This is a genomic window from Parvibaculum sp. MBR-TMA-1.3b-4.2, assembly GCF_053628815.1.
Genome location: NZ_JBRJHC010000001.1, coordinates 1,803,172 through 1,823,079, shown reverse-complemented (window position 1 = coordinate 1,823,079; position 19,908 = coordinate 1,803,172). Strand labels below are relative to the sequence as shown.

At 64.0% G+C, this 19,908-nt stretch carries 18 protein-coding genes and 1 tRNA gene; 8 read left to right on the top strand and 11 right to left on the bottom strand.

What is annotated here, in order from left to right; genetic code table 11:
• Positions 1 to 152 precede the first annotated feature (152 nt).
• On the top strand, positions 153 to 1,955 hold the full coding sequence (lepA, locus tag ACSSVQ_RS08775; protein WP_293326196.1) for a translation elongation factor 4: 1,803 nt from the start codon (positions 153 to 155) through the stop codon (positions 1,953 to 1,955).
• Between the two features lie 94 nt (positions 1,956 to 2,049).
• On the opposite strand, the gene ACSSVQ_RS08770 is transcribed toward lepA, so the two are convergent.
• On the bottom strand, positions 2,050 to 2,346 hold the full coding sequence (locus tag ACSSVQ_RS08770; RefSeq protein WP_454182362.1) for a hypothetical protein: 297 nt from the start codon (positions 2,344 to 2,346) through the stop codon (positions 2,050 to 2,052).
• 183 nt (positions 2,347 to 2,529) lie between these two features.
• On the opposite strand from ACSSVQ_RS08770, the gene ACSSVQ_RS08765 reads away from it, so the two are divergent.
• Positions 2,530 to 2,619 (top strand) — tRNA-Ser (locus ACSSVQ_RS08765).
• A 282-nt stretch (positions 2,620 to 2,901) separates the two neighbouring features.
• Here the strand turns inward: ACSSVQ_RS08765 and ACSSVQ_RS08760 are convergent.
• The 10 genes from ACSSVQ_RS08760 to ACSSVQ_RS08715 form a co-directional block, all read right to left on the bottom strand.
• Positions 2,902 to 3,840, bottom strand: coding sequence for a GIY-YIG nuclease family protein (locus ACSSVQ_RS08760; protein WP_454182360.1), 939 nt, complete (start codon positions 3,838 to 3,840; stop codon positions 2,902 to 2,904).
• 77 nt (positions 3,841 to 3,917) lie between these two features.
• On the bottom strand, positions 3,918 to 4,631 hold the full coding sequence (locus ACSSVQ_RS08755; protein ID WP_454182358.1) for a M48 family metallopeptidase: 714 nt from the start codon (positions 4,629 to 4,631) through the stop codon (positions 3,918 to 3,920).
• Positions 4,628 to 8,011 (bottom strand): type I restriction endonuclease subunit R, encoded by a 3,384-nt coding sequence (locus tag ACSSVQ_RS08750; RefSeq protein WP_454182356.1) that lies wholly within the window; start codon positions 8,009 to 8,011, stop codon positions 4,628 to 4,630. Before ACSSVQ_RS08750 ends, ACSSVQ_RS08755 begins: the two co-directional genes overlap by 4 nt.
• The gene (locus tag ACSSVQ_RS08745; protein ID WP_454182354.1) at positions 8,008 to 9,237 is read right to left on the bottom strand and encodes a hypothetical protein; all 1,230 of its coding nucleotides are present in this window, start codon (positions 9,235 to 9,237) and stop codon (positions 8,008 to 8,010) included. The genes ACSSVQ_RS08750 and ACSSVQ_RS08745 overlap by 4 nt, the downstream gene beginning before the upstream one ends.
• Complete coding sequence (locus tag ACSSVQ_RS08740; protein WP_454182352.1) at positions 9,230 to 11,932, bottom strand: N-6 DNA methylase; 2,703 nt, start codon at positions 11,930 to 11,932, stop codon at positions 9,230 to 9,232. The genes ACSSVQ_RS08745 and ACSSVQ_RS08740 overlap by 8 nt, the downstream gene beginning before the upstream one ends.
• A gap of 57 nt (positions 11,933 to 11,989) precedes the next feature.
• Positions 11,990 to 12,430: a hypothetical protein gene (locus ACSSVQ_RS08735; protein ID WP_454182350.1), complete on the bottom strand. Its 441-nt coding sequence runs from the start codon at positions 12,428 to 12,430 to the stop codon at positions 11,990 to 11,992.
• Positions 12,427 to 13,752, bottom strand: a complete 1,326-nt coding sequence (locus ACSSVQ_RS08730; RefSeq protein ID WP_454182348.1) for a recombinase family protein — start codon at positions 13,750 to 13,752, stop codon at positions 12,427 to 12,429. The genes ACSSVQ_RS08735 and ACSSVQ_RS08730 overlap by 4 nt, the downstream gene beginning before the upstream one ends.
• Positions 13,749 to 14,204 carry a DUF2924 domain-containing protein gene (locus ACSSVQ_RS08725; protein ID WP_454182346.1) on the bottom strand — a complete coding sequence of 152 codons (456 nt, stop codon included), beginning with the start codon at positions 14,202 to 14,204 and terminating at the stop codon, positions 13,749 to 13,751. The genes ACSSVQ_RS08730 and ACSSVQ_RS08725 overlap by 4 nt, the downstream gene beginning before the upstream one ends.
• Before the next feature lie 322 nt (positions 14,205 to 14,526).
• Positions 14,527 to 15,258, bottom strand: coding sequence for a hypothetical protein (locus ACSSVQ_RS08720; RefSeq protein WP_454182344.1), 732 nt, complete (start codon positions 15,256 to 15,258; stop codon positions 14,527 to 14,529).
• Position 15,259: 1 nt separating this feature from the next.
• Complete coding sequence (locus tag ACSSVQ_RS08715) at positions 15,260 to 15,937, bottom strand: LexA family transcriptional regulator (protein WP_454182342.1); 678 nt, start codon at positions 15,935 to 15,937, stop codon at positions 15,260 to 15,262.
• Between the two features lie 116 nt (positions 15,938 to 16,053).
• On the opposite strand from ACSSVQ_RS08715, the gene ACSSVQ_RS08710 reads away from it, so the two are divergent.
• The 6 genes from ACSSVQ_RS08710 to ACSSVQ_RS08685 all read left to right on the top strand — a co-directional run bounded on the left by ACSSVQ_RS08710 (position 16,054) and on the right by ACSSVQ_RS08685 (position 19,837).
• The gene (locus tag ACSSVQ_RS08710; RefSeq protein WP_454182340.1) at positions 16,054 to 16,737 is read left to right on the top strand and encodes a hypothetical protein; all 684 of its coding nucleotides are present in this window, start codon (positions 16,054 to 16,056) and stop codon (positions 16,735 to 16,737) included.
• Between the two features lie 198 nt (positions 16,738 to 16,935).
• Positions 16,936 to 17,232 (top strand): helix-turn-helix transcriptional regulator, encoded by a 297-nt coding sequence (locus ACSSVQ_RS08705; RefSeq protein WP_314188880.1) that lies wholly within the window; start codon positions 16,936 to 16,938, stop codon positions 17,230 to 17,232.
• A complete protein-coding gene (locus ACSSVQ_RS08700) occupies positions 17,232 to 17,579 on the top strand; it encodes a hypothetical protein (protein ID WP_314188883.1) in 348 nt (115 codons plus the stop codon). Before ACSSVQ_RS08705 ends, ACSSVQ_RS08700 begins: the two co-directional genes overlap by 1 nt.
• Positions 17,580 to 17,614: 35 nt before the next feature.
• Positions 17,615 to 18,097 carry a hypothetical protein gene (locus tag ACSSVQ_RS08695; RefSeq protein WP_454182337.1) on the top strand — a complete coding sequence of 161 codons (483 nt, stop codon included), beginning with the start codon at positions 17,615 to 17,617 and terminating at the stop codon, positions 18,095 to 18,097.
• Positions 18,098 to 18,201: 104 nt separating this feature from the next.
• Positions 18,202 to 19,059, top strand: coding sequence for an ATP-binding protein (locus ACSSVQ_RS08690; protein WP_454182335.1), 858 nt, complete (start codon positions 18,202 to 18,204; stop codon positions 19,057 to 19,059).
• Between the two features lie 22 nt (positions 19,060 to 19,081).
• Positions 19,082 to 19,837, top strand: coding sequence for a hypothetical protein (locus ACSSVQ_RS08685; protein WP_454182333.1), 756 nt, complete (start codon positions 19,082 to 19,084; stop codon positions 19,835 to 19,837).
• Positions 19,838 to 19,908 lie beyond the last annotated feature (71 nt).

Sequence of the window (19,908 nt, the reverse complement as noted above, 5' to 3'; positions counted from 1 at the left end):
GCTCGGACAGGCAGGGTTCCCTGCGCAAAAAGCAGTGCCGCTGCCAAAAAAGCCTGTTTCAGATATCCGGTCATCAAGAACCCCCGCTAAAGCCCTGATTGGCTTCAAACCCGCCCAATGCTATATGGGCGCGTCTTAGCATAGAAAGCCAAATGACAGACCTTTCGCACATTCGCAACTTCTCCATCGTGGCCCATATCGACCACGGCAAGTCGACGCTGGCCGACCGCCTCATCCAGCTATGCGGCGGCCTGACCATGCGCGAGATGAAGGAGCAGGTGCTCGATAACATGGATATCGAGCGCGAGCGCGGCATCACCATCAAGGCCCAGACGGTCCGCCTCGATTACACGGCCAAGAATGGCGAGACCTATGAGCTGAACCTCATCGACACGCCCGGCCATGTGGACTTCGCCTATGAGGTGAACCGGTCGCTGGCGGCCTGCGAGGGCTCGCTCCTCGTGGTCGATGCCAGCCAGGGCGTGGAAGCCCAGACGCTCGCCAATGTCTATCAGGCGATCGAGGTGAACCACGAGATCGTGCCCGTGCTGAACAAGATCGACCTGCCCGCCGCCGAGCCGGAGCGCACGCGCGAGCAGATCGAGGAAGTGATCGGCCTCGACGCCTCCGAAGCCCTCGAGATTTCGGCGAAAAGCGGTCTTGGTATCGAGGATGTGCTGGAGGCGGTCGTGCATCGCCTGCCGCCGCCCAAGGGCGACACCGAGGCGCCGCTGAAAGCGATGCTGGTCGATAGCTGGTACGACCCCTATCTCGGCGTCGTCGTGCTGGTGCGTGTCGTCGACGGTCAGATGAAGAAGGGCCAGCGCATCCGTCTGATGAAGACGGGTGGCAGCTACACCATCGATCAGGTGGGTATCTTCAAGCCCAAGAAGCAAACGGTCGCCTCGTTGGATACGGGCGAGATCGGTTATTTCACGGCCTCGATCAAGGAAGTGGCGCATGCCCGTGTCGGCGACACGGTGACAGAGGAAAAGCGTCCCTGCGAAAAGGCGCTGCCGGGCTTCCAGCCGCAGCAGCCGGTCGTGTTTTGCGGTCTCTTCCCGGTGGATGCGAACGATTTCGAGGATCTGCGCGAGGCGATGGGGCGTTTGCGTCTCAACGATGCGAGCTTCGAATATGAGATGGAGACGAGCGCCGCGCTGGGCTTTGGCTTCCGCTGCGGCTTTCTGGGCCTCCTGCATCTGGAGATCGTGCGCGAGCGGCTGGAGCGGGAATTCAATATCGACCTCATCACCACCGCGCCCTCGGTCATCTATCACGTCTACATGACGGACGGCTCCATGGTGGAGATGCACAACCCGGCGGATATGCCCGATCCGGCGCGCATCGACCATCTGGAAGAGCCATGGATCAAGGCGACGATCCTCGTGCCCGACGAGTTTCTCGGCGCCGTGCTGAAGCTGTGCGAAGACAGGCGCGGCACGCAGATCGACCTGACCTATGCCGGTTCGCGCGCCATGCTGGTCTACCGCCTGCCTCTGAACGAGGTCGTGTTCGACTTTTACGACCGGCTGAAATCGGTGTCGCGCGGCTATGCGAGCTTCGACTACACCATTGAGGCTTATGAGCCCGACAATCTGGTGCGCATGTCGATCCTGGTGAATGACGAGCCGGTGGATGCGCTGGCGACCATCGTGCACCGGGACCGCGCCGAGCAGCGCGGCCGGGGCATGTGCGAGAAGCTCAAGGAGCTTATTCCCCGCCAGATGTTCAAGATCCCGATCCAGGCGGCGATTGGCGGGCGTGTGATCGCGCGCGAGACGATCTCTGCCATGCGCAAGGATGTGACCGCGAAATGCTATGGCGGTGACATCACGCGTAAGCGCAAGCTGCTGGAGAAGCAGAAAGAGGGCAAGAAGAAGATGAGGCAGTTCGGCCGGGTTGAAATCCCGCAGGAAGCCTTCATTGCCGCCCTGAAGATGGACGACAACTAGCCGGCTCTTGTCCGTCTGCGAGCATGAAAAACCGCCCGGCCATCGGCCGGGCGGTTCATTTCCCCTCTTGGCCCTTTCGGGCCCCCGCTAAATGTCAGTCCTTGCGGTCGAACAGCGCCGCGATCGCCGCCACCACGACGCCGAGCACGCCGACCACCGCCCAGGCGGGATAGGACATCACGGTCGCAATCGGGCTGACGGCGCCTTCCGGCGCGCCGTCCTGCACCCAGCCCATGAACGCGTCATGGGATCCCGGGTTGAGTAGCGTCCAGAGTTCGCTGGTGGAGCGGATCACCACCTCGCCAGCCTCGAGCGAGCGCAAAGCATCGGAGCCAAGCGCCATCAGCGCGACGATAATGAGAACAAGTCCGATGACCCGTACAACAATCATGGATATGAGCCCCCCAGCTCCAGCACCGTGACAAAAACAAGCGTTGGGAACGGTAGCGCCTGAAACTGTCCCAAACAAGCACACTCGCGTGAAGATTGTGCGCCAAATCAAGGGGATGGCAGTTGATTCAGCCTCAACGATGCGTATAGTGCCGCCCTCTGCGGTCAATACGCCGCAAAATGCGGAGGGGTGGCCGAGTGGCTGAAGGCGCACGCCTGGAACGCGTGTATACGGGCAACCGTATCGAGGGTTCGAATCCCTCTCCCTCCGCCACTTGCCCTCGCGAAAGCGTTCTCTCGATCTTGTGGCGACCAGAATTTCTTGTGTTTTCAAAGGGGTTTGCGGGTCAGGCTGAGCACCTGTCCCGGAGCCAAGAGGCTTTGAAGCGGTCTCTCAGGGCCGATATTCTCCGGACCTCATGACTGCGCGGATTTGGTGAAATTCTTTCAAGTAACTGAAAGTCTAGAATTTTTTGAGAGCGTCCGCTAAGCGGTTCGACGTGGGCGGCTTTAGCGAGATGGAACAGAAATCCAACTTGCTACCGCCTTGGCGGCCTCACTCGGAGGCGCAGTCTGACATGCCTTGAGAGGCTTCCCAGTCGGCGTAATTGCGTCCATCTGGGAGCTTCCAGAGGATCCGGCCATTTGCGCTCGCACCAATGACGGCCGCAGCGGCGGCAGAGGCGGACGTGAAACTGTAGGCGCTTGTGAAGACAAGAAAATCGCCTTCCTCGCGGAGGACGCCCTTCTCGACAAGGGTGTTCCGGAGCGTGACCGTCCCTCTCGGTATCGTCCGCGTCGTCCGGATCCTTGCCTTCGAGCCTGCTGTGACGACGAAATCCCCGGAGGGCCCAATTTCCATCTCTGCTGCGAAGCCCTCGCCTCGGAAGAAGAACCGGGGGCTTTCATGGATTTCAGCCTCTGGCAGTTCTCGCCCTGCGATCTGCTCCGGCGCACGACCGCGGACTTCTCGGAAGAGATCCCAGCCGAGGGCTCCAACCAGCGTTTTCGTCTGATCCACGAACTCGTCCATGGCTGCGCGGTCGGGGAGCGGTAGCTTGCCCGCGTCGTCGGACGGCGTGCGCGTGTTGGGCAGGGTCCAGCGGGGATTGCTAACGACGCCCCGGATCAGGCAGGCTTCGACATAACGTGCGTGGCTCTTGGTCAGGTTCTCGTCCTTGCTGATTAGCACGACCGTGTCGGTCCAGAATCCTTTGGCATCGCGACCGGCCTCATTCGAGTTGTGATACGATAGTCGTGCGCCGACGCCTTCGGACTCGCCGATATACGCAAGCTGCCTGTCCTGCGCGTCTTCATCGGCACCGATGAGGATGTAGACGCCTGGCCGTTCGATCTCAGGGAAAGCTTCCCGAACCCGACGTAGCTGATTGCGTCGAAAGGCAATGGCTTGGATCGTTGACATCGAGATCTGTGCCACGCGAATGCCGTTCGGATCGCCGTCGAGAAGGAAAATGTTGATCGAACGGGGCTTCATGAAGGTGACCAGACGATTGGCTCATGCAGTAAATCGATAAGTGGCGTCCAAGAACACATGATCTATTCCCAATCCGCTCAAAGCTCACCACCTTTTTGCTTCAACCAAGCCTTACGACCTTCGTAGTCTGGCATGACCGAACCGAGCATTTTCCAGAATTTTTCTGAATGGTTTGGAACCTTGATGTGCACCAGCTCGTGCACGACAACATATTCGATGATTCTGGGTGGTAGCTGCATTGTCCGCCAGTGGAAGTTCAGTGTACCATCCGCGCTGCATGAGCCCCACCTGTATCCAAGATCCATTACCTGGACGAAGCGCCTGGGCTCCACACCAACGATTCTCTTCCACCTCTGAACAGTTTCATTCAGGTAGGGATGTGCCGCCCGAGTATAGTATTCCTCAATCCTCTTGCCCCCCGAGGCAGCTTGCTCTCGCCGCAACAGAAGCCGATCGCCCTCGAACCTGACGCTCGGCACACCGGTCAAATTCTTGGGAACATCGACCAGTTTGAGGCGATAGTGCTTCCCAAGCAGATGGAAGCCTTCGCCATCAACAAACTCTGCGACCCGAAAAACGTCCTCGCGCGGACTTTCCCCCTGCTCAGCGAGCTTTTGGTGAATCCATATTAGCTTTGAGGCTATAAGCTTTGTCGCCTCATCTATCGCTATTTCCTTCGGGAGATGAGCAACGAGTGATTTGTCTCGTTCGACAGTAACGCCGACCGTTCTCCGCCTGGTGCTTCGCTTCACTGAGAAGACGAGCTCGTCGATCTCGATCGTTTCGCTCATGACGTGAATGCCGCTCGGTTTGCCCTCGCTACCCCCATGCAGTCGGACGAAATCGCGTCTAAGTCACCGAAATCGAAGATGCTGCTATTGTCGAGATGCTGGAAAATCCAGCGCCTGGCCTCCTCTTGGCTTACCGGATTATCCCAGAACCCTGAGACAGCGCTTTCCTCTCGCAAGTGCTGGACGATCTTGGCGGAAAGCTCTGCCAAGTCCGCATCTCGATCATCATTGCCATAGCGGAGGCGGAGGATTCCGAAGATCGGAGCTTCCGTGTGAGGTTCCAGACCATGGACCGTGAAGCCGCCACCGGAGCGAGCGGTAGCTTCATCGATCAGCGCCTGAAGTTGCCGGGCGATCTCATCCCAGTCCTCGTGGTGGCTCGTGAGGATGCCCTCGAGGCGATCGCTGAGCGTTTTGTACTTCGCAGGATCCTTCTCGAAGGAGATCGAAATGTGGTGGCGAAGGGCGTTTTCCATTTCCGCCGCCTTCGCCCGACCGCTCGGTTTCCGCGCCACCTCGGCGGCAAAGTTCGGGTCCAGGATCTCGATTGGAGGTACTTTCGGATCGATGCCGTGCGCCTCGATGAAGGCATCGAGCATGGCTTGAACCTTGTGGGCGACCCCCCGCACGTCGAGCGAACGATCTCGGTAAAGGTTCGCCGCAGCCTTGGCGATGAACGCAAAAATCTTCACGTCACGCGTGAATGGTCGTGCCTCGGGGCGCGGCATGAGTGCATCGAACAAGCCAACGAGTTTCTTGACGAGAACGAGGAACTGAGCCCGGAACTTCTGGTCCTTCAGCTTGGCCACGCATGCGTCGACATAGGCTTGCAGGTCGGACCCAAGGGTTATCCCGACATCGGTGAAGTGCTTGACCACTGCGTCACGCGCTTGCCGCAGCTCCGGCAAGAGGTCTTCAGGCTTTCCGATGCCGCCGGTCAGATCGCTTTGGTCTTCCGCGTCGTAGATCGCCAAAGCGTCCGCAAGGTTCTTCCCGACACCGTAGTAGTCCACGACGATACCGAAGCGCTTGGCTTCCCCCGCCGTACGGTTGGTGCGAGCGATGGCCTGCAGCAGCTCGGCGCCCGATATGGCCCGGTCGAGATACATCGCCTGTTCGACCTTGGCGTCAAAGCCGGTGAGCAGCTTGCTCTTCACCACCAGGATCGCGAGCGCGTCCTGGGACAGCGGCTTCTTGAAGCGTTCGATGCGGTGCTTCGTCTCAGAAACACCGCCCCAGGCCTTCAGATGTGGCAGGTCGTTGTGGTCCACGGATATGACCGCCGCGAACTCGAGCGCCTTGATCGTGTCCAGATAGGGTAACGCTGTGGAGAGGAACGCCACGTCGCCGCCAGCCTCCTGCGCATCTTCCGGAGCGATATTCTTCAGGATGTCCGCAGCGCCCTCGATGGCGGCAACGATCTCGTCGCGGGCGTCATTCAAGGCGTCGACGTACTGGACCGCCAACTCCCTGCTCGCTGCGACGAGCTGCGCTTTCAGGTCGTTGGGGATAATGTTGACGATGTAGTGCCGGAGCACATCGATCGCTTTGGCCTTCAGCGGGTCAGCCGCGTTGAGAACTCGCGCGCGCGTTGCATAGCGGTCCTTGATGGCCTCGCGCTCGTCGGCCGACTGTCCGGCAAAGGTGGCGTCGAACAAGCCGTCCAGCGTGCCCTTGTCCGTGACGTCGGCCTTCAGCTCCCGCCCCTCGTAGAGGATTTTCACGATGGCGCCGTCGGCCTCTGCGTCCCGAAGGAGATAGCGGTCGATGTAGGTGCCGAAAATCTCCCGCGTCTTCTTCTTGTTCTTCTCTTCGATCGGCGTCCCGGTGAACCCGATGCGCGCAGCGTTGGGCAGCGCGTCGAGCAGGTTCTGGTGGAGCCCGCTGGTGTGCGAGCGGTGCGCCTCGTCGATGAGGACGAGGACGTCCTCGCTCTCGTTCAGGACGGGGAATGCCTTTCGCTCGCCGATCTTCGCGACCAGCTTGCCGGAACGCAGCTCGTCGGTCTTGGCTGGCAGAAGGTTCTCGCCCTTGGCGTCGAGCTGCTCGTCGTTCTCGGCCGCGAACACGATCTCCTGCTCGTCTCCTTCGCCGTTCCGCTCCTGCAGCTTCTGAATCATCACGAACACAAGGTCCGGTTCCTGCCGGCTCAGATGCGTCTTCGCGCCATCGGCGTTCCGCGCGACCCGCATGACCTGGCCGGCCAGTTTTGCCGTCTTGGACAGCTGATCCTCCAGGTCGGTCCGGTCGGTGACCACGACCACCTTGAACCGGCGGAGCGCCGCAATCGTACGAAGCTTCCTGACCAGGAACACCATCGTCAGGCTCTTTCCCGAGCCTTGTGTGTGCCAGATGATGCCGCCCCGGCGGTCGCTCATGCCATCCTGGCGGCGGGTCTTGCCCTTCTGTAGGCGCTGCAGCGCGATGTGGACGGAACGGAACTGCTGGTAGCGTGGCACCACCTTGATGCGCACGCCGTCGTCCGTGGTCATGTAGACAGTGAAGGAGCGCAGCGCGTCGAGCAGGTACTGCGGCCGCAGCAGTCCCGCCGCCATAACCTCCTGCTGCACCAGTTCCGTGCCCGGCGCCTTGCCAAGCTCGCCGCACACTTCGTCCATGGCGGCGCGGGTCTGCTCGATGCCGACCGGCTTGACCGAGCGCCAGGGGAGGAAGTCGTCCGGCCGGGCGGTGACCGAGCCGACACGCGCGTCGTAGTAGTCGGTGGCGACGAGCAGGTGGTTTGTCCAGAACAGCCGCTCCGCGCCCTCGTTCTTTTCGGGCACGCGGCGGTTGGCGTAGCGGCGCATCTGGTCGATGGCAGTCGCGATGGGGTCGGTGACAGCGGGGCTCTTGGCCTCGATCACCACCAGCGGCAAGCCGTTCACGAACAACACGACGTCCGGCACGATGAACCCGCGGTCGCCTATGGCCCCGGGCGGGTCCACGCGGAACTGGTTTACCGCGACAAACTCGTTCTGGTCGTCCGGCTCGAAACCGATGAAGCGCACTCGGCGTTCGTGCTCTCCATCGGGGCCCGAGACGTTCACGCCGCGCACGATCTTGTCGTGCAGCTCCTCATTGATCGCGATGAAGTCCCGCGAGGTCGGCCGCTCGAGCTGCGAGATCGCCTGATTGATGCGGCGCTCATCCAGCCATTCGGATCCGTCGCCGTTGCGGTTCAGGCGGCGCAGCGCGGCCTCGAGCCGATCGCGCAGCAGCGCCTGCTGAAAGGTGTCGCGGCCGAGCAGGTGATAGTCCTTGCGGCCGGTGCTCGGGTCCTCGTCCGCGCCCTCGACATGGGACCAACCCATGACGCCCAGCTGGCGCAGCAGAGGGCGTTCGACGACGTTCAGTTCGTCAAGACGGTCCTGCTGGCTCATTCGGCAGCCTCACGAATGGCCACCACAGGCTTGCGGCCGGTGAGGAGATCGTCGCGCAGACCAAGCCGGAGGGCCGCCAGCTTTTCGCGCTCCGACATAAGTGCATCTATCTCGGCCTGCAGCGCATGAACCGCCTTCATCGCGTCGACCTGATCGGCATGGGGCAGCTTCCTTATAGGAAGCCGAAGAAGCGACGTGCGGGCGATGTTCTTCATGCTCCCACTCGTCCCGGTCGCTTCACCTGTGATGAACGCGCGAGCCTGGCGGGTCTGCAGGATGGTGGCTACCCATTCCGGCAGTATGCCCTCGGAGTCCTTAACCCGGATCGCCCAGAGGCGATCTGGCAGGAACAGGCCTGGATGATCCTGATCTACGAAAGCGTTTTCGCCGACCAGTTGAGGCGTGTTCATCCGGCTGAACAGGATCAGGCCTGCTTCGACAGGACATTTGAGACGGCTTTCCTCGCGCGGCCATACCGCCTTCGACTCAAGTGGCCTAAAGCGACCACCGCCGACGGCGCTGGTCTTCAGAACTCCGAATTCTCCCGCAGCGGGTGGCCGGTCGTCTGCATTTACGCTGCAACCAGACGAGATCGATCCAACAACGTCAGCAAGGGTGGCAGGAGCATCCGTCTGTCCAATCTGCGCCGGCACCGTAATCAAGTCATCGAGAAGACCGAGCCGTATCGCTTGGTGTTTCTCAATTGCTGCGTCGGTTTCTTGAACAGCGTCGTCGATGGCGTCGAGGATGTCCGCAATCAGCCGCTGAGGCGGACCTTCAATCTCCGCGATCTCGAACCGCTCGAAGAAGCCGGCGGGCACGCGCCGCTGTCCAGCCGACCCTGTCATTGACGCTTCGCCCGCACGCAGGAACGCTGGATGCCGCGTCCAGTGATAGATGAACCGCGGATCATGCCCCGGCTTGGCCCGCAGCACATGAAATTCGGTGCTTCCGAGACCAAAATCGGTTTCGAGGTCGGAGAGCAGCGCGACCTTCCCGTTCTCGAAGCAGGGTGTAATTTTGGCGACGATCACGTCGCCGCGCTGAAACAACGTGTATCCCCTGCGACCATCAGAAAGCGGGCGGTTCTCGGTCGAGCGCCATCCTCCGCCTTCTGCAACGGCGGCCATGGGGATGAAGGCAACCGGAGCCTCGGCGGCCGTTCCGTTGGTGTCAGTAGCCGGATTGATGAATGCGAAATCGGAGAGCTTGGCTGTGTCAGGCATACCCAAGCTCCAGCAGGTAGCCGTCGAGCCTCGTCGTCGCGTCCGACCTCCGGCTCTCGATCCCTTTGAGGCTGACCCGATACTTGTCCCAGAGCCGCTCCAAGTCGGCCACCAGAGCACCGACACGGCGGACGCGGGCGCGCTCGAGCCGGTCGAGCAGCCGCTCGCGGTCGATGTCGAGCACCAGTTCGCGGCAATCGTCGTCGTCCAGTACGGCTCGTGCGGCCGTCAGCCGCTCGACGAACGCCGCCTTGAGCCGCCGCAGCGTGGCTCGCGCGTCCTTCAGCTCATCCTTGATCGCCTCATAGGGGGCGAGCATGGCGTCGATGGTCTCGGCCTCCTCGACCAGCGGGGCGAGGCGGCGCTCGATGGCTGCCAATTCGGCCTCGAACTCCTGCACATCCATGCCCTGCGCGCGCATCCAGTCGATGGAGCCCTTGGAGGGCTTGCCGGTTCCGGTGCTCTTCACCAGCTCCTTCCGGCGCTTGTCGTCGTCCTTCATTTCGGCGCGCAGTTCCTTGCGCCGCTTTTCCAGCTCCTTGGCGAGGTTGCTGCCTTCCTCGGCCCCGTCCAGCCAATCCTCGGCGCCCTCGACCCCGTCGCCGGTCTCCCAAGCTTCCTTCTCGGCCTTGATCCGCTCCACCTCGGCCTGCGCAGCGGACAATTCGGTGACGTAGTCCGCCATGCGATGGCGCACGAAGGGATGGGCGAGCAGCTCCTCCAGCGTGACCTTCACGGTCTTCTTGGCGTCGCTGTCCTCGTCGTCGTCCGCGTCTTCATCCTCAAGCGCCGAGCGCAGAGTCTCGACCCAGCCGTCGATCAGTTCGGCGAACCCGTTCTCGACGATGACGCGCAGCTCGTAGCGGATTTCGTCCCACCAGCCCGCGATGGAGCCCATCAGCGCATAGCGGTCGAGGCAGCCGACCGGCAGCATGGCGGGCTCGAAGCTGTCGAGCATCTCGCGGCGCAGCGGCATCAGGCGCTTGCTTTCGGGAAGCTCCGCCAACCCGGACCGCGCTGACGACCACCAGGCATCGAAGGCCGCGACCATCTCACCCTGCCGAGCCGCAACGCCGGGATCCGACTCGACGAGTGCCCTGATATCGGCGCGCTTCTCGACGGTATCCGCAAACTCGGCGTAGTCCGCATCGCGCTCGAAGAACGGCGTATCGACGTCGAAGCCCTGTGCCTGCGCATGCGGGCGGATGCTCTCGATCTCCCGCTTCGGCACGCCGCCATGGAGATGGGCGCGCACATCGTGGGGCTCGGGCGGCGGGCTGCTGTCGGCATAGCGCCGGATGTTCAGGTTACCGGCTTCGTCCTTGATGATCGTCGTGTTGTCGACGACTGCCGCGAAACCGGGCACGTCCACGAAAGCATCAAAGGCGCTGACGATCTTCTCGATGTGTTCCGGGTCGATGAAGTTCTGCGCGCGCCCCTCGCGATACTCGCGGTCCGCGTTGATGAAGAGCACCTTGCCCTTGCGCGCGTCGGGCTTCCCGCCCGGGTGGCGCATCACGAGAATGCAGGCCGGAATCCCCGTTCCATAGAAGAGGTTCTGCGGCAGGCCGATCACTGCCTCAATGCAGTCCTCCTTGAGCAGCGCGATCCGGATCTTCTTCTCTTCGCCGCCGCGGAACAGCACGCCATGCGGCATCACCACGGCCATCTTCCCGGTCTGCTTGAGGCTGGCCAGCATGTGCTGGGCGAACATCAGGTCGGCCTTCTTGCCCGTCGTTGGGCACCAGCCGAAGCGGAAGCGGTCGCCGAACTGGATCCCGCGCTTGCTGTAGTTCTGACTGAAGGGCGGATTGGCGATCACCCGGTCGAACCGCATCAGGCGCCCGTCCTCGATATGCTTCGGATCGACAAGCGTGTCGCCGTTCCGGATGTCGGCGTCGGGTATGCCGTGGAGCAGCAGGTTCATCCGGCAGATGGCCCAGACCGCACCGTTGTCCTCCTGGCCATAGAGACTCAGCCGCCGGCCGTCATGCTGCAGGGCGTATTCGTTACCCTGGTTCAGCATGCCGCCGCTGCCACAGGTGGGATCGTAGAGCGATGTGCCGCCCTGCGGATCGAGGATGCGGACCATCAGCTGCACCACGCCCCGCGGCGTATAGAACTCGCCGGCCTTCTTGCCTGCAGAGTCAGCAAATTCGCTGATCAGATACTCGTACGCAGCGCCGAGCAGGTCCGGAAACTCGAAATCCTCGTCGAGCAGGCGATACTTGTTGAAGTGGCTGATGAGACGGCGAAGCCGTTCGTCGGGGATCTCCGACTCTCCAACCTTCCGGGCGAAATTGATGTGCCCCAGCACACCCCTCAAGGCGTTGTGGTTCTCGTTCTCGAGCCCCTCGAGGGCCTTATTCAACTCGTTGGCGACGTTGGCGTGGACGTCATTCAAGAGCCGATCCCAACGGGCGACCGGAGGAACGAAGAAGGTCTTGGTGTAGGACGACGGATGATCTGCGCGCTGCAGGGCTTCCTGTTCGGACCGTCCAAGCGCGCGCTGTTCCTTCAGAATCTTCTCGCGCTGCTGCTCGAATACGTCGGAGCATCGCTTCAGGAACAGTATTCCGAAAATGTACTCCTTGAACTCCGACGCATCCATCTTGCCGCGAAGGATGTCGGCGGCCGCGAACAGGTGGCGTTCAAGTTTTTCGAGAGTTAGTTTTGCCAATGTCGCCCCGGTCATGGAATGAATGTTCGGGGCATCGCACGCGTTGCTGGTTGCCCCAAACCTCCGATTTTACTAGCCGATTGAACAGCGCGAGGAAAGGACAGGCTTTTCGTCCTCGTTCGATGAGGCCGCTCCCACCGCGTCATGCTGACCGCTCCACTCAAGCGGGAACGGCCGAAGAACGCTCCCTAGCGTCACGTTCGGCCCCTGCTTGCCGTCCAGGATAGCCTCAACAATGTCGGGCGCGAGCAGGGTTAGGCTTAGGACACGGGTCATGTAGGAGGATGCGATGCCCTCGCGCTCGGCCAATTCGGCGACCGTTGCGTACTCGCTCGACTCCAGCATGCGCTTCCAGCGGAACGCGCGCGCCAGTGCCTTGACGAGTGTGTTGTCAGTCCGCCGCGGTTGCGCGGCGCTGTCCGGCAATTGCATCTCCTTCCGCCCGCCGCGCTTCACGATGCGGAACGGCACGTGGAGCGTGACCGTCTCCGGGATCGGAGCCCCGCAAGTCATGCAGCTTCTCCGATGTCGCCGGCCAGCATCTCGCGGGCCAGACCGCTGAGCCCGTCGACGCGCAGGCGCACGTTGAGCCCATCCGTTCCGATGTAGACGCGCTCGACCAGCAGCGCCACGATGCGCGCCTGCTCGGCGGGGAACAGTTCGTCCCACAGCGGGTCAAGCTGCTGCAAGGCCGCGCGGGCGTCGGATTCGGTGATGCCGTCGGCGTGGACGCGTGCAGCTTTCCACGTCCCCGCCACGATCTCCGGCTGGCGGAATACGGCACGGAGTTGGTCGATGACCGCGGCCTCGATCTCCCCTGCTGGCACGCGGCCCACGGGGCATGACCCGACACCGTGCTTCAGCACTGTCTGGCTGACGTAGTAGCGGTAGAGCCTGTCGCCCTTGCGAGTATGGGTCGGCGAGAAGGCCGCGCCGTCCGGCCCGAACAGCAACCCCTTCAACAGTGCGGGCGTGTCGGCGCGGGTGCGGGCGGCGCGCTTGCGGGGGCTCTCCTGCAGGATGGCGTGGACGCGGTCCCATGTCTCGCGGTCGATGATGGCGTCGTGCTCGCCGGGATAGCTGTCGCCCTTGTGGACCGCCTCGCCGAGGTAGGCGCGGTTGCTCAGTATCCGGTAGATGTACTTCTTGTCGATCCTGTTGCCGCGCGGCGTGCGCAGGCCGCGCCCCGCCACCTCGCTGGTCAGCACCGTGCAGGAGCCGATCTCGAGGAAGCGCGCGAAGATCCAGCGCACATGCGTGGCGCTGTCTTCGTCGACCAGTAGCTTCCGGTTCTCGACGCGATAGCCGTAGGGCGGCACCCCGCCCATCCACATGCCCTTGCGCCGAGAGGCTGCGACCTTGTCCCGGATGCGCTCGGCGGTCACCTCGCGTTCGAACTGGGCGAAGGACAGAAGGATGTTCAGCGTCAGCCGCCCCATGGAAGTGGTGGTGTTGAACGACTGCGTGACCGAAACGAAGGTCACGCCGTTGCGGTCGAACACCTCGACCAGCTTGGCGAAGTCGGCGAGCGAGCGCGACAGGCGGTCGATCTTGTAGACCACCACCACGTCGACCAGTCCGTCCTCGATGTCGGCCACCAGGCGCTTGAGGCCCGGGCGCTCCAGCGTGCCGCCGGAGATGCCGCCGTCGTCATATAGATCGCGGACCAGCACCCAGCCTTCCGACCGCTGGCTGGCGATATACGCCTCGCAGGCTTCGCGCTGGGCGTGGAGGCTGTTGAACTCCTGCTCCAGCCCTTCTTCGGAGGATTTCCGGGTGTAGATCGCGCAGCGTAGTTTCCGGACCATTCCTGATTTCGCCGGGGGCTTCGTCATGTCCGCGCCCTCCGGTTCTTCAGCCCGAAGAATACCCAGCCGTTCCAGCGCGTGCCGGTGATGGCGCGGGCGATGGCGGACAGCGACTTGTATGGCCGCCCCTGCCATTCGAAGCCATCGGCGGTGACGGTGACGATCTGTTCGACGCCCTGCCATTCTCGCAGCAGCCGTGTGCCGGTGATGGGGCGGTCGCGATCGGCGCGGATGCCGCGCTTCCTCTTGTCCCCGCCGTCCAGTTCCTCGCCAAGCCGTTCCAGCCGCCGGATTGTCTCGGGCTTCAGCCCGCCATAGGCCAGTTCCTGGATGCGGTACGCCAAGCGGGACTCGAGGTAGCGGCGGTTGAACGGCGGTGGTTCGCTGTCGAACAGGTCGCGCCACTGCGCCTTCAATTGCGGCGTCGTGGCGGTCTTCAGCGCGGCCAGGCGCGCGGGGATGGGATCGTGGGTCGTCATGCGGTTCTCCGGTGAGTTGGAGTTGCATGACGGCATTCGTCGGCCGGAGAGTGTAGGCTAATTTCTCCAGTATCGTCAGGGTGTTCGCCTCGCTCTCGCATCCGCAACCGAACCAGCCCAATCGCCAGCAGGCGGCAGAGTTCGGTGCGACGCTCGGGGGGCGTCATCTGGTCGGGCGGCAGCGGGTTTGAACCCCGCTGTGGATTTGTCGGCACGTTTCGCATGGAGAAACGCTATCCGCGCACCCTGCGAAAACAATCGGATTCAAAGACTTATGGGAGTCCCGCGTAAACCTGCGCAGAGGATGGGAACCGGTGGAGCCTCAGTGACGTGTCGCCGGCGCGACCTGGGCATCGGTGTCGAGAACCAGCGCCGATCTCCAGAGCGGCGTCTTCATGAACACCGCCTCCTCGAAGCGATAGCTGGGGTTTCCTCGCTCCTGCTGCAGGAGCCCTGCCCAGCAGAGCGGACGCAACACCTGGATGTAGAGCTGGCCCATCACCTCGTCGTACCGTGGGAGAGGTCCCGTCTCGGGCTCGCCGAAGAACACGCGGCGGAGGTGCGCGCCGGTGGCGCCGTCCTCGGTCTCGACGTTGAGCACGTTCAGGAACACGTCCCAGTTGCCCAGGATCGGCGCATCGTCGAACCGCGCCATGCTGGCGTGTTTGATCCGGAACAAGAAGAACGGGACGACCGTGCCGAAAATCCGGCCGGGATGGCCCGTCAGCGCCTGGCCGGTCTTGGTCAGGCGGAACTCACCCTTGTAGTGCCGCCCGAGCTTCATCGCGATCATCAGGTCGTGCAGCACCATAAGCGGGGCGAAGTCAGGCTCGTTCAGCACCTTGTTGACGGCGAAGAGGTCCGCCTCGGTGTGGCCGGGCCAGTCGAACTCTGCCGCGGCCCAGTGCACGAAGACCCGCTTGAACGCCTTGGACGGCGTCAGGGGGATGCCGCCATGCTCACCGATCCAGGCAAACGTCTTCTCGACCCCGCGCACCAGCGGTGAATGCGCCAGCGCTGGCTCGGTATCATTGATCTCCCGGAAAGCGATCACCTCAGATCTCCCGCGCGAACCAGCGGATGCGGCCGACGATGTGGATCTCGTCGGCCGTTCTTTCGTATTCGGGGTAGTGCTTGTTGTCGGAGATGACGCGCACCGCGGGCGGGTCGCTGTTGGGGATGTGCTCGAGTCGCTTGGCCACCAGACCCATCCCGTCGTCCAGTACGAAGATGCCGGGCGGGTTCGGCGCGCGGCGGGTCATGTCGACCAGGACCGCGTCGCCGCTCAGCAGCGTCGGCGCCATGCTGTCGCCCTCCACATGCATGATGCGCAGCTGCGACGGGGTGGCCTTCAGGCTGTTGCGGATCCAGGAGCGGCGGAAGTGATAGACGCGCCCGGGCGTGTCGCCGTCTTCGGTCACGACCGCGCCGCCGCCCATCGCGGGGCGTGGGGTGGCGTGCGCGATGGCCACGAAGGCGTCGTCGGGATTGTCCACGAAGGGGGGCTTCCCCTCCACCTCGCCGATGCCATGGATCAGCCAATCGCGATCCACCTTCAGCACGCGGGCGACCTCAGCCAGCCGGTCGATACCGGGGCGGGCGGAGCGGCCGCGCAGGATGTCGTAGACGAATGAGCGGTTCACGCCGGCCATCTCGGCGACATGGGCAGGCGTCAGGCCGAGCTGATTGGCCCGGGCTCTGAGGCGGTCGGAAAGCGTGTGGTGCTCGGTCATGTCATCCCCACCCAACTGTGGATAAAATGGGATAAAATCGGATTGATTGGGGCCCGTCAAGCGAATAGGAACAGAAGGTAAACATCCTAAACCGGAATCGGCGCGGAGGGCAGTGAATGCACATCGACAAATCGTACTTCACGCTCCCCGAGATCCTCGACCGGTGGCAGATCACGGAAGCCGACCTGATCTACCTTGCTGAGAACGACAAGCTCCGATTGTCGGTGCGCGTGTTCGGCGTGCCGATCGAGTTCGGCGACTACGAGGAAGGCGCCGACGGCGAACCCTACCGAGTGCCGCGGGAACAGAGCCATTACAGCGGTCTGCTCGATCTCCATGCCCGCGATGTCTTCCAGCTCTTCCGGTGCGGCGAGGTCCATCTCGACAGCTTTCGGACGCCGAGGGCCGACTACGCGGAGACATGGGGCGATGCGCAGCCCGTCCTCGTCATGATCGGCGACTTGCTGCTAAGGCGTGATGAACGCGACCGTTTCGAAATCGAGACCGGGTTCTCGCCTGGTGGGCAGCCGATGGAGGAGGCGACCTTCATCCACTCGGCCGACTATCTCGAGGTTCGCTGCAACGGCTGCCGGTTCAAGCTGGGCCCGATCCAGGCGGAGGTCGTGCGCGCGCTGCACGAGGCAGCGCAGGCTGGAGAGCCCTGGCAGAACGGCAAGGCGATCCTGTCTCACGCCGGCTCGAAGAGCCTGCGCATGGCCGACGTCTTCAAGTCGCAGAAGGACTGGCGGCATCTGATCCGCTCAGACCGGCGCGGCGGTTACCGTCTGAATCTCGACTGACGGATCCCCCTCCGCCCGGTCCCCTGTGGGATCGGGAGGGGGACGAGTGAGGGATGGTGGGGGATGACGGCGCCCCGCCGGCCGCCAAACGTCAGTCCTGCAAGGGCCGACTGATCCCCCTCCGCATCCCCCGCCGATCCTGACGACATCCCACAGCGGAATTTCGCATGGTCTCCTCGACAACGAGAGGAGACACCGATGCTGCAGAGGCATTGCCTGAACCAGAAGGAGCTGGCCCGGCGCTGGGGAATCTCCCACCGGACGCTCGAGCGTTGGCGCTACGGAGGCCAGGGACCGGCCTTCCTCAAGCTCGGCGGGCGCGTGCTCTACCGGCTCGCCGACATCGAGGCCTTCGAGCAGAGCCAGCTTCAGCTTGCGCTGAAGATCAGCGAGGCCGTCGCGCGCGTCGGTCACACGCCCCGCCGTCTGACCGCGGACCCGGCGCGGGCCACCGGTCATGGTGCGACGCAACCGCGGACTGCGCGGCTGTGCTGATGGTAGCCGCAACCCCATTTGGCGCCCGCGTGGCGAGGCCGCGGCTCACTGACGTCGAGCTCTTCGCCTGGATCGCACAGGCCGAGGCTGGCGCGCGGCTCGAGTACCACTGCGGCTTTCTCGGGATCGATGTCACGCCGGTGATTTCGACCTTACCCGAGCCCGAGCGCCGTCAGCTTGCCGATCTCGGTCAGGCCGCGTTGAGCGCCTTCGAGAAGGGCCTCGTCCACCTCGTGCAGGAGCGCGTGGGCCCCGACCGCTTCGCCTACATCGCCGTCGCCCGGCCCAGACCGAAGGCCGCCGCTCCCTCGCTCTCGGCGCTGCTCCTCGAAGAGCGCGCCGCGTGATGGCCCTGCCATTCCCTTCCAACGGAGACCCCGCCATGCCGCATCCCGACAACACCCCGCATTTCAACGATCTCGAACGTCTCGCCCTCGGCGACATCGCGGCGCTGCCGCCCGAGATGCTGCTGGATTTGCAGACCACGGCGCTCGCCGAGACCGCCCGCGTGAAGCGGCTGCGGGACCGGCTCGAGGCCGGCATCGCGCAACGCTACGAGGCCGCCGCTGCGGCGGAACGGGCCGCTCAGGGCAAGACCAGCGGCACCGTTCGTGTCGAGGACGAGGGCGTCGTGATCGTCGCCGACCTGCCCAAGAAGGTCTCCTGGGATCAGGACCGCCTCGCCGCGATGGCCGAGCGCATCCGCGCCGCCGGCGACGACCCGACCGAGTATCTCGAGATCGCCTACCGCGTGTCCGAGCGGCGCTACGGCGCCTGGCCCGCGGCGATGCGCGAGGGCTTCGCGGACGCGCGCAGCGAGACCACCGGCAAACCCGTCTTCCGGCTCGAGGCTCGAGACCGGTGACGCGCGGCGGCGGGACGCCCGCGCGGCAACGCCGGGCAGGTTCCCCTTCGGCACCCGGTCATCCCCGCCGCCGCGCACCCTGAACGCAACTCCCGGAGAACCCCATGGCCTTCCGCATCATCACCGCCGACGAACGGCTCTCGGCCGCCGAGAACAAGACCTCGCTCGCCATCTTCGGCCCGCCCGGCGTCGGCAAGACCACCCTCCTGAAGACGCTGCCCGACGAGGAGACCGTCTGCCTCGATCTCGAGGCCGGCATGAAGTCGGTGCAGGACTGGCGCGGGGACTCGATCCCGGTGCGCAGCTTCACCGATTTCCGCGACCTCGCCGTACTGATCGGCGGGCACGATCCGGCCCAGCATCCGAAGTCCTGGTACGGCGCCGAGTATCACGCCTGGCTGCAGCAGCAGTATCTCGGCACCGGCATCGAGGACTTCCTCGCCCGGAAGCGGATCGTCTTCGTCGACTCGATCACCGACCTGACGCGGCAGGCCATGGCCTATGCCCGCCAGCAACCCGAGGCCTTCTCCGAGCGGACCGGCAAACCGGATGTCCGTGGCGCCTACGGGCTCCTGGGTCGCGAGGTGATCCAGGCGCTGAAGCACCTCCAGCACGCCCGCGGCAAGACAGTGATCTTCGTCGGCGTGCTCGAGAAGGTGACCGACGAGTTCGGCGCGACGACCTGGCAGCCGCAGATGGAGGGCACGAAAGCCGGGCGCGAGCTGCCGGGCATCGTCGACCAGGTGGTCTCCATGCAGCTCTTCGGTCGCGACGCCAAGGGCGACTGGACCCTCGACGAGACCTCCGCCGAGCGCCGCCTCGTCTGCCGCTCCGGCAACCCCTGGGGCCTTCCCGCCAAGGACCGCTCAGGCCGCCTTGATGTGACCGAGCCGCCCGATCTCGGCGCGCTGATCGCCAAGATCGACGGCCGCGCCCCCGCCCACACCGCCACCCCTTCCTGATCCATACGCAAAGGACAGATCCATGAGCTACGATCTCAACGACGCCCAGCCGCAGATGGCCCCCATCGGCGAGCTGATCCCCGACGGCACCTTCGCCAAGGTCCGCCTGACCGTGCGCCCCGGCGGCGTCGACGGCGCCACGCCGATGGACGCGAAGCTTCTGAAGGCCTCGCAATCGAGCGACGCGAAGATGCTGGACTGCGAGTTCACCATCCTCGAGGGCCCGCATGCCCGGCGGAAGTTCTGGCAGAGCTTCACCGTGGCGGGCGGCAAGGTCGACGAGAAGGGCCAGTCGATCGGCTGGAAGATCTCGAAGTCCACCTTTCGGGCGATGGTCGACAGCGCTCTCGGGCTCGATCCCAGGGACGAAAGCCCCGACGCCAAGGCCAAGCGGGTGCTGCCTGGTCTCAAGCATCTCGACGGCATCGTCTTCGCCGCGCGGATCATGGTGGAACCCGCCTCGAACCCCCAGTACCGCGACCAGAACCGGATCGCGAACGTGGTTCTGCCCGACGAGCCGCAGCACGGCCCGATCATGCGCGGCGAAACCGTGCCCTTGGAGCCCGTCAACGCCCCGCCGCGCAAGGCCGCGAGCGCGCCGGCGCCGGTTTGGCAGGCGCCCACGCCGGCATGGGGGGCGCAGCCGCAAGCCCCGGCCCCGGCCTGGCGCGCGCAGGCCCCGGCCCAGCAGCCGCCCGCCCAGCAGCCACCGGCGTCCCCGCCGGCCGCGCCGGGCGGAGCGCCGGCGACCGGCATGCCCGCCTGGCTCAATGGCTGAGGCGCGGTCGGCAGCGTCGCGGCGGAGGACAAACCGGCCTTCGCCGCGGCCCGAGGCCCGGCGCGATCCTG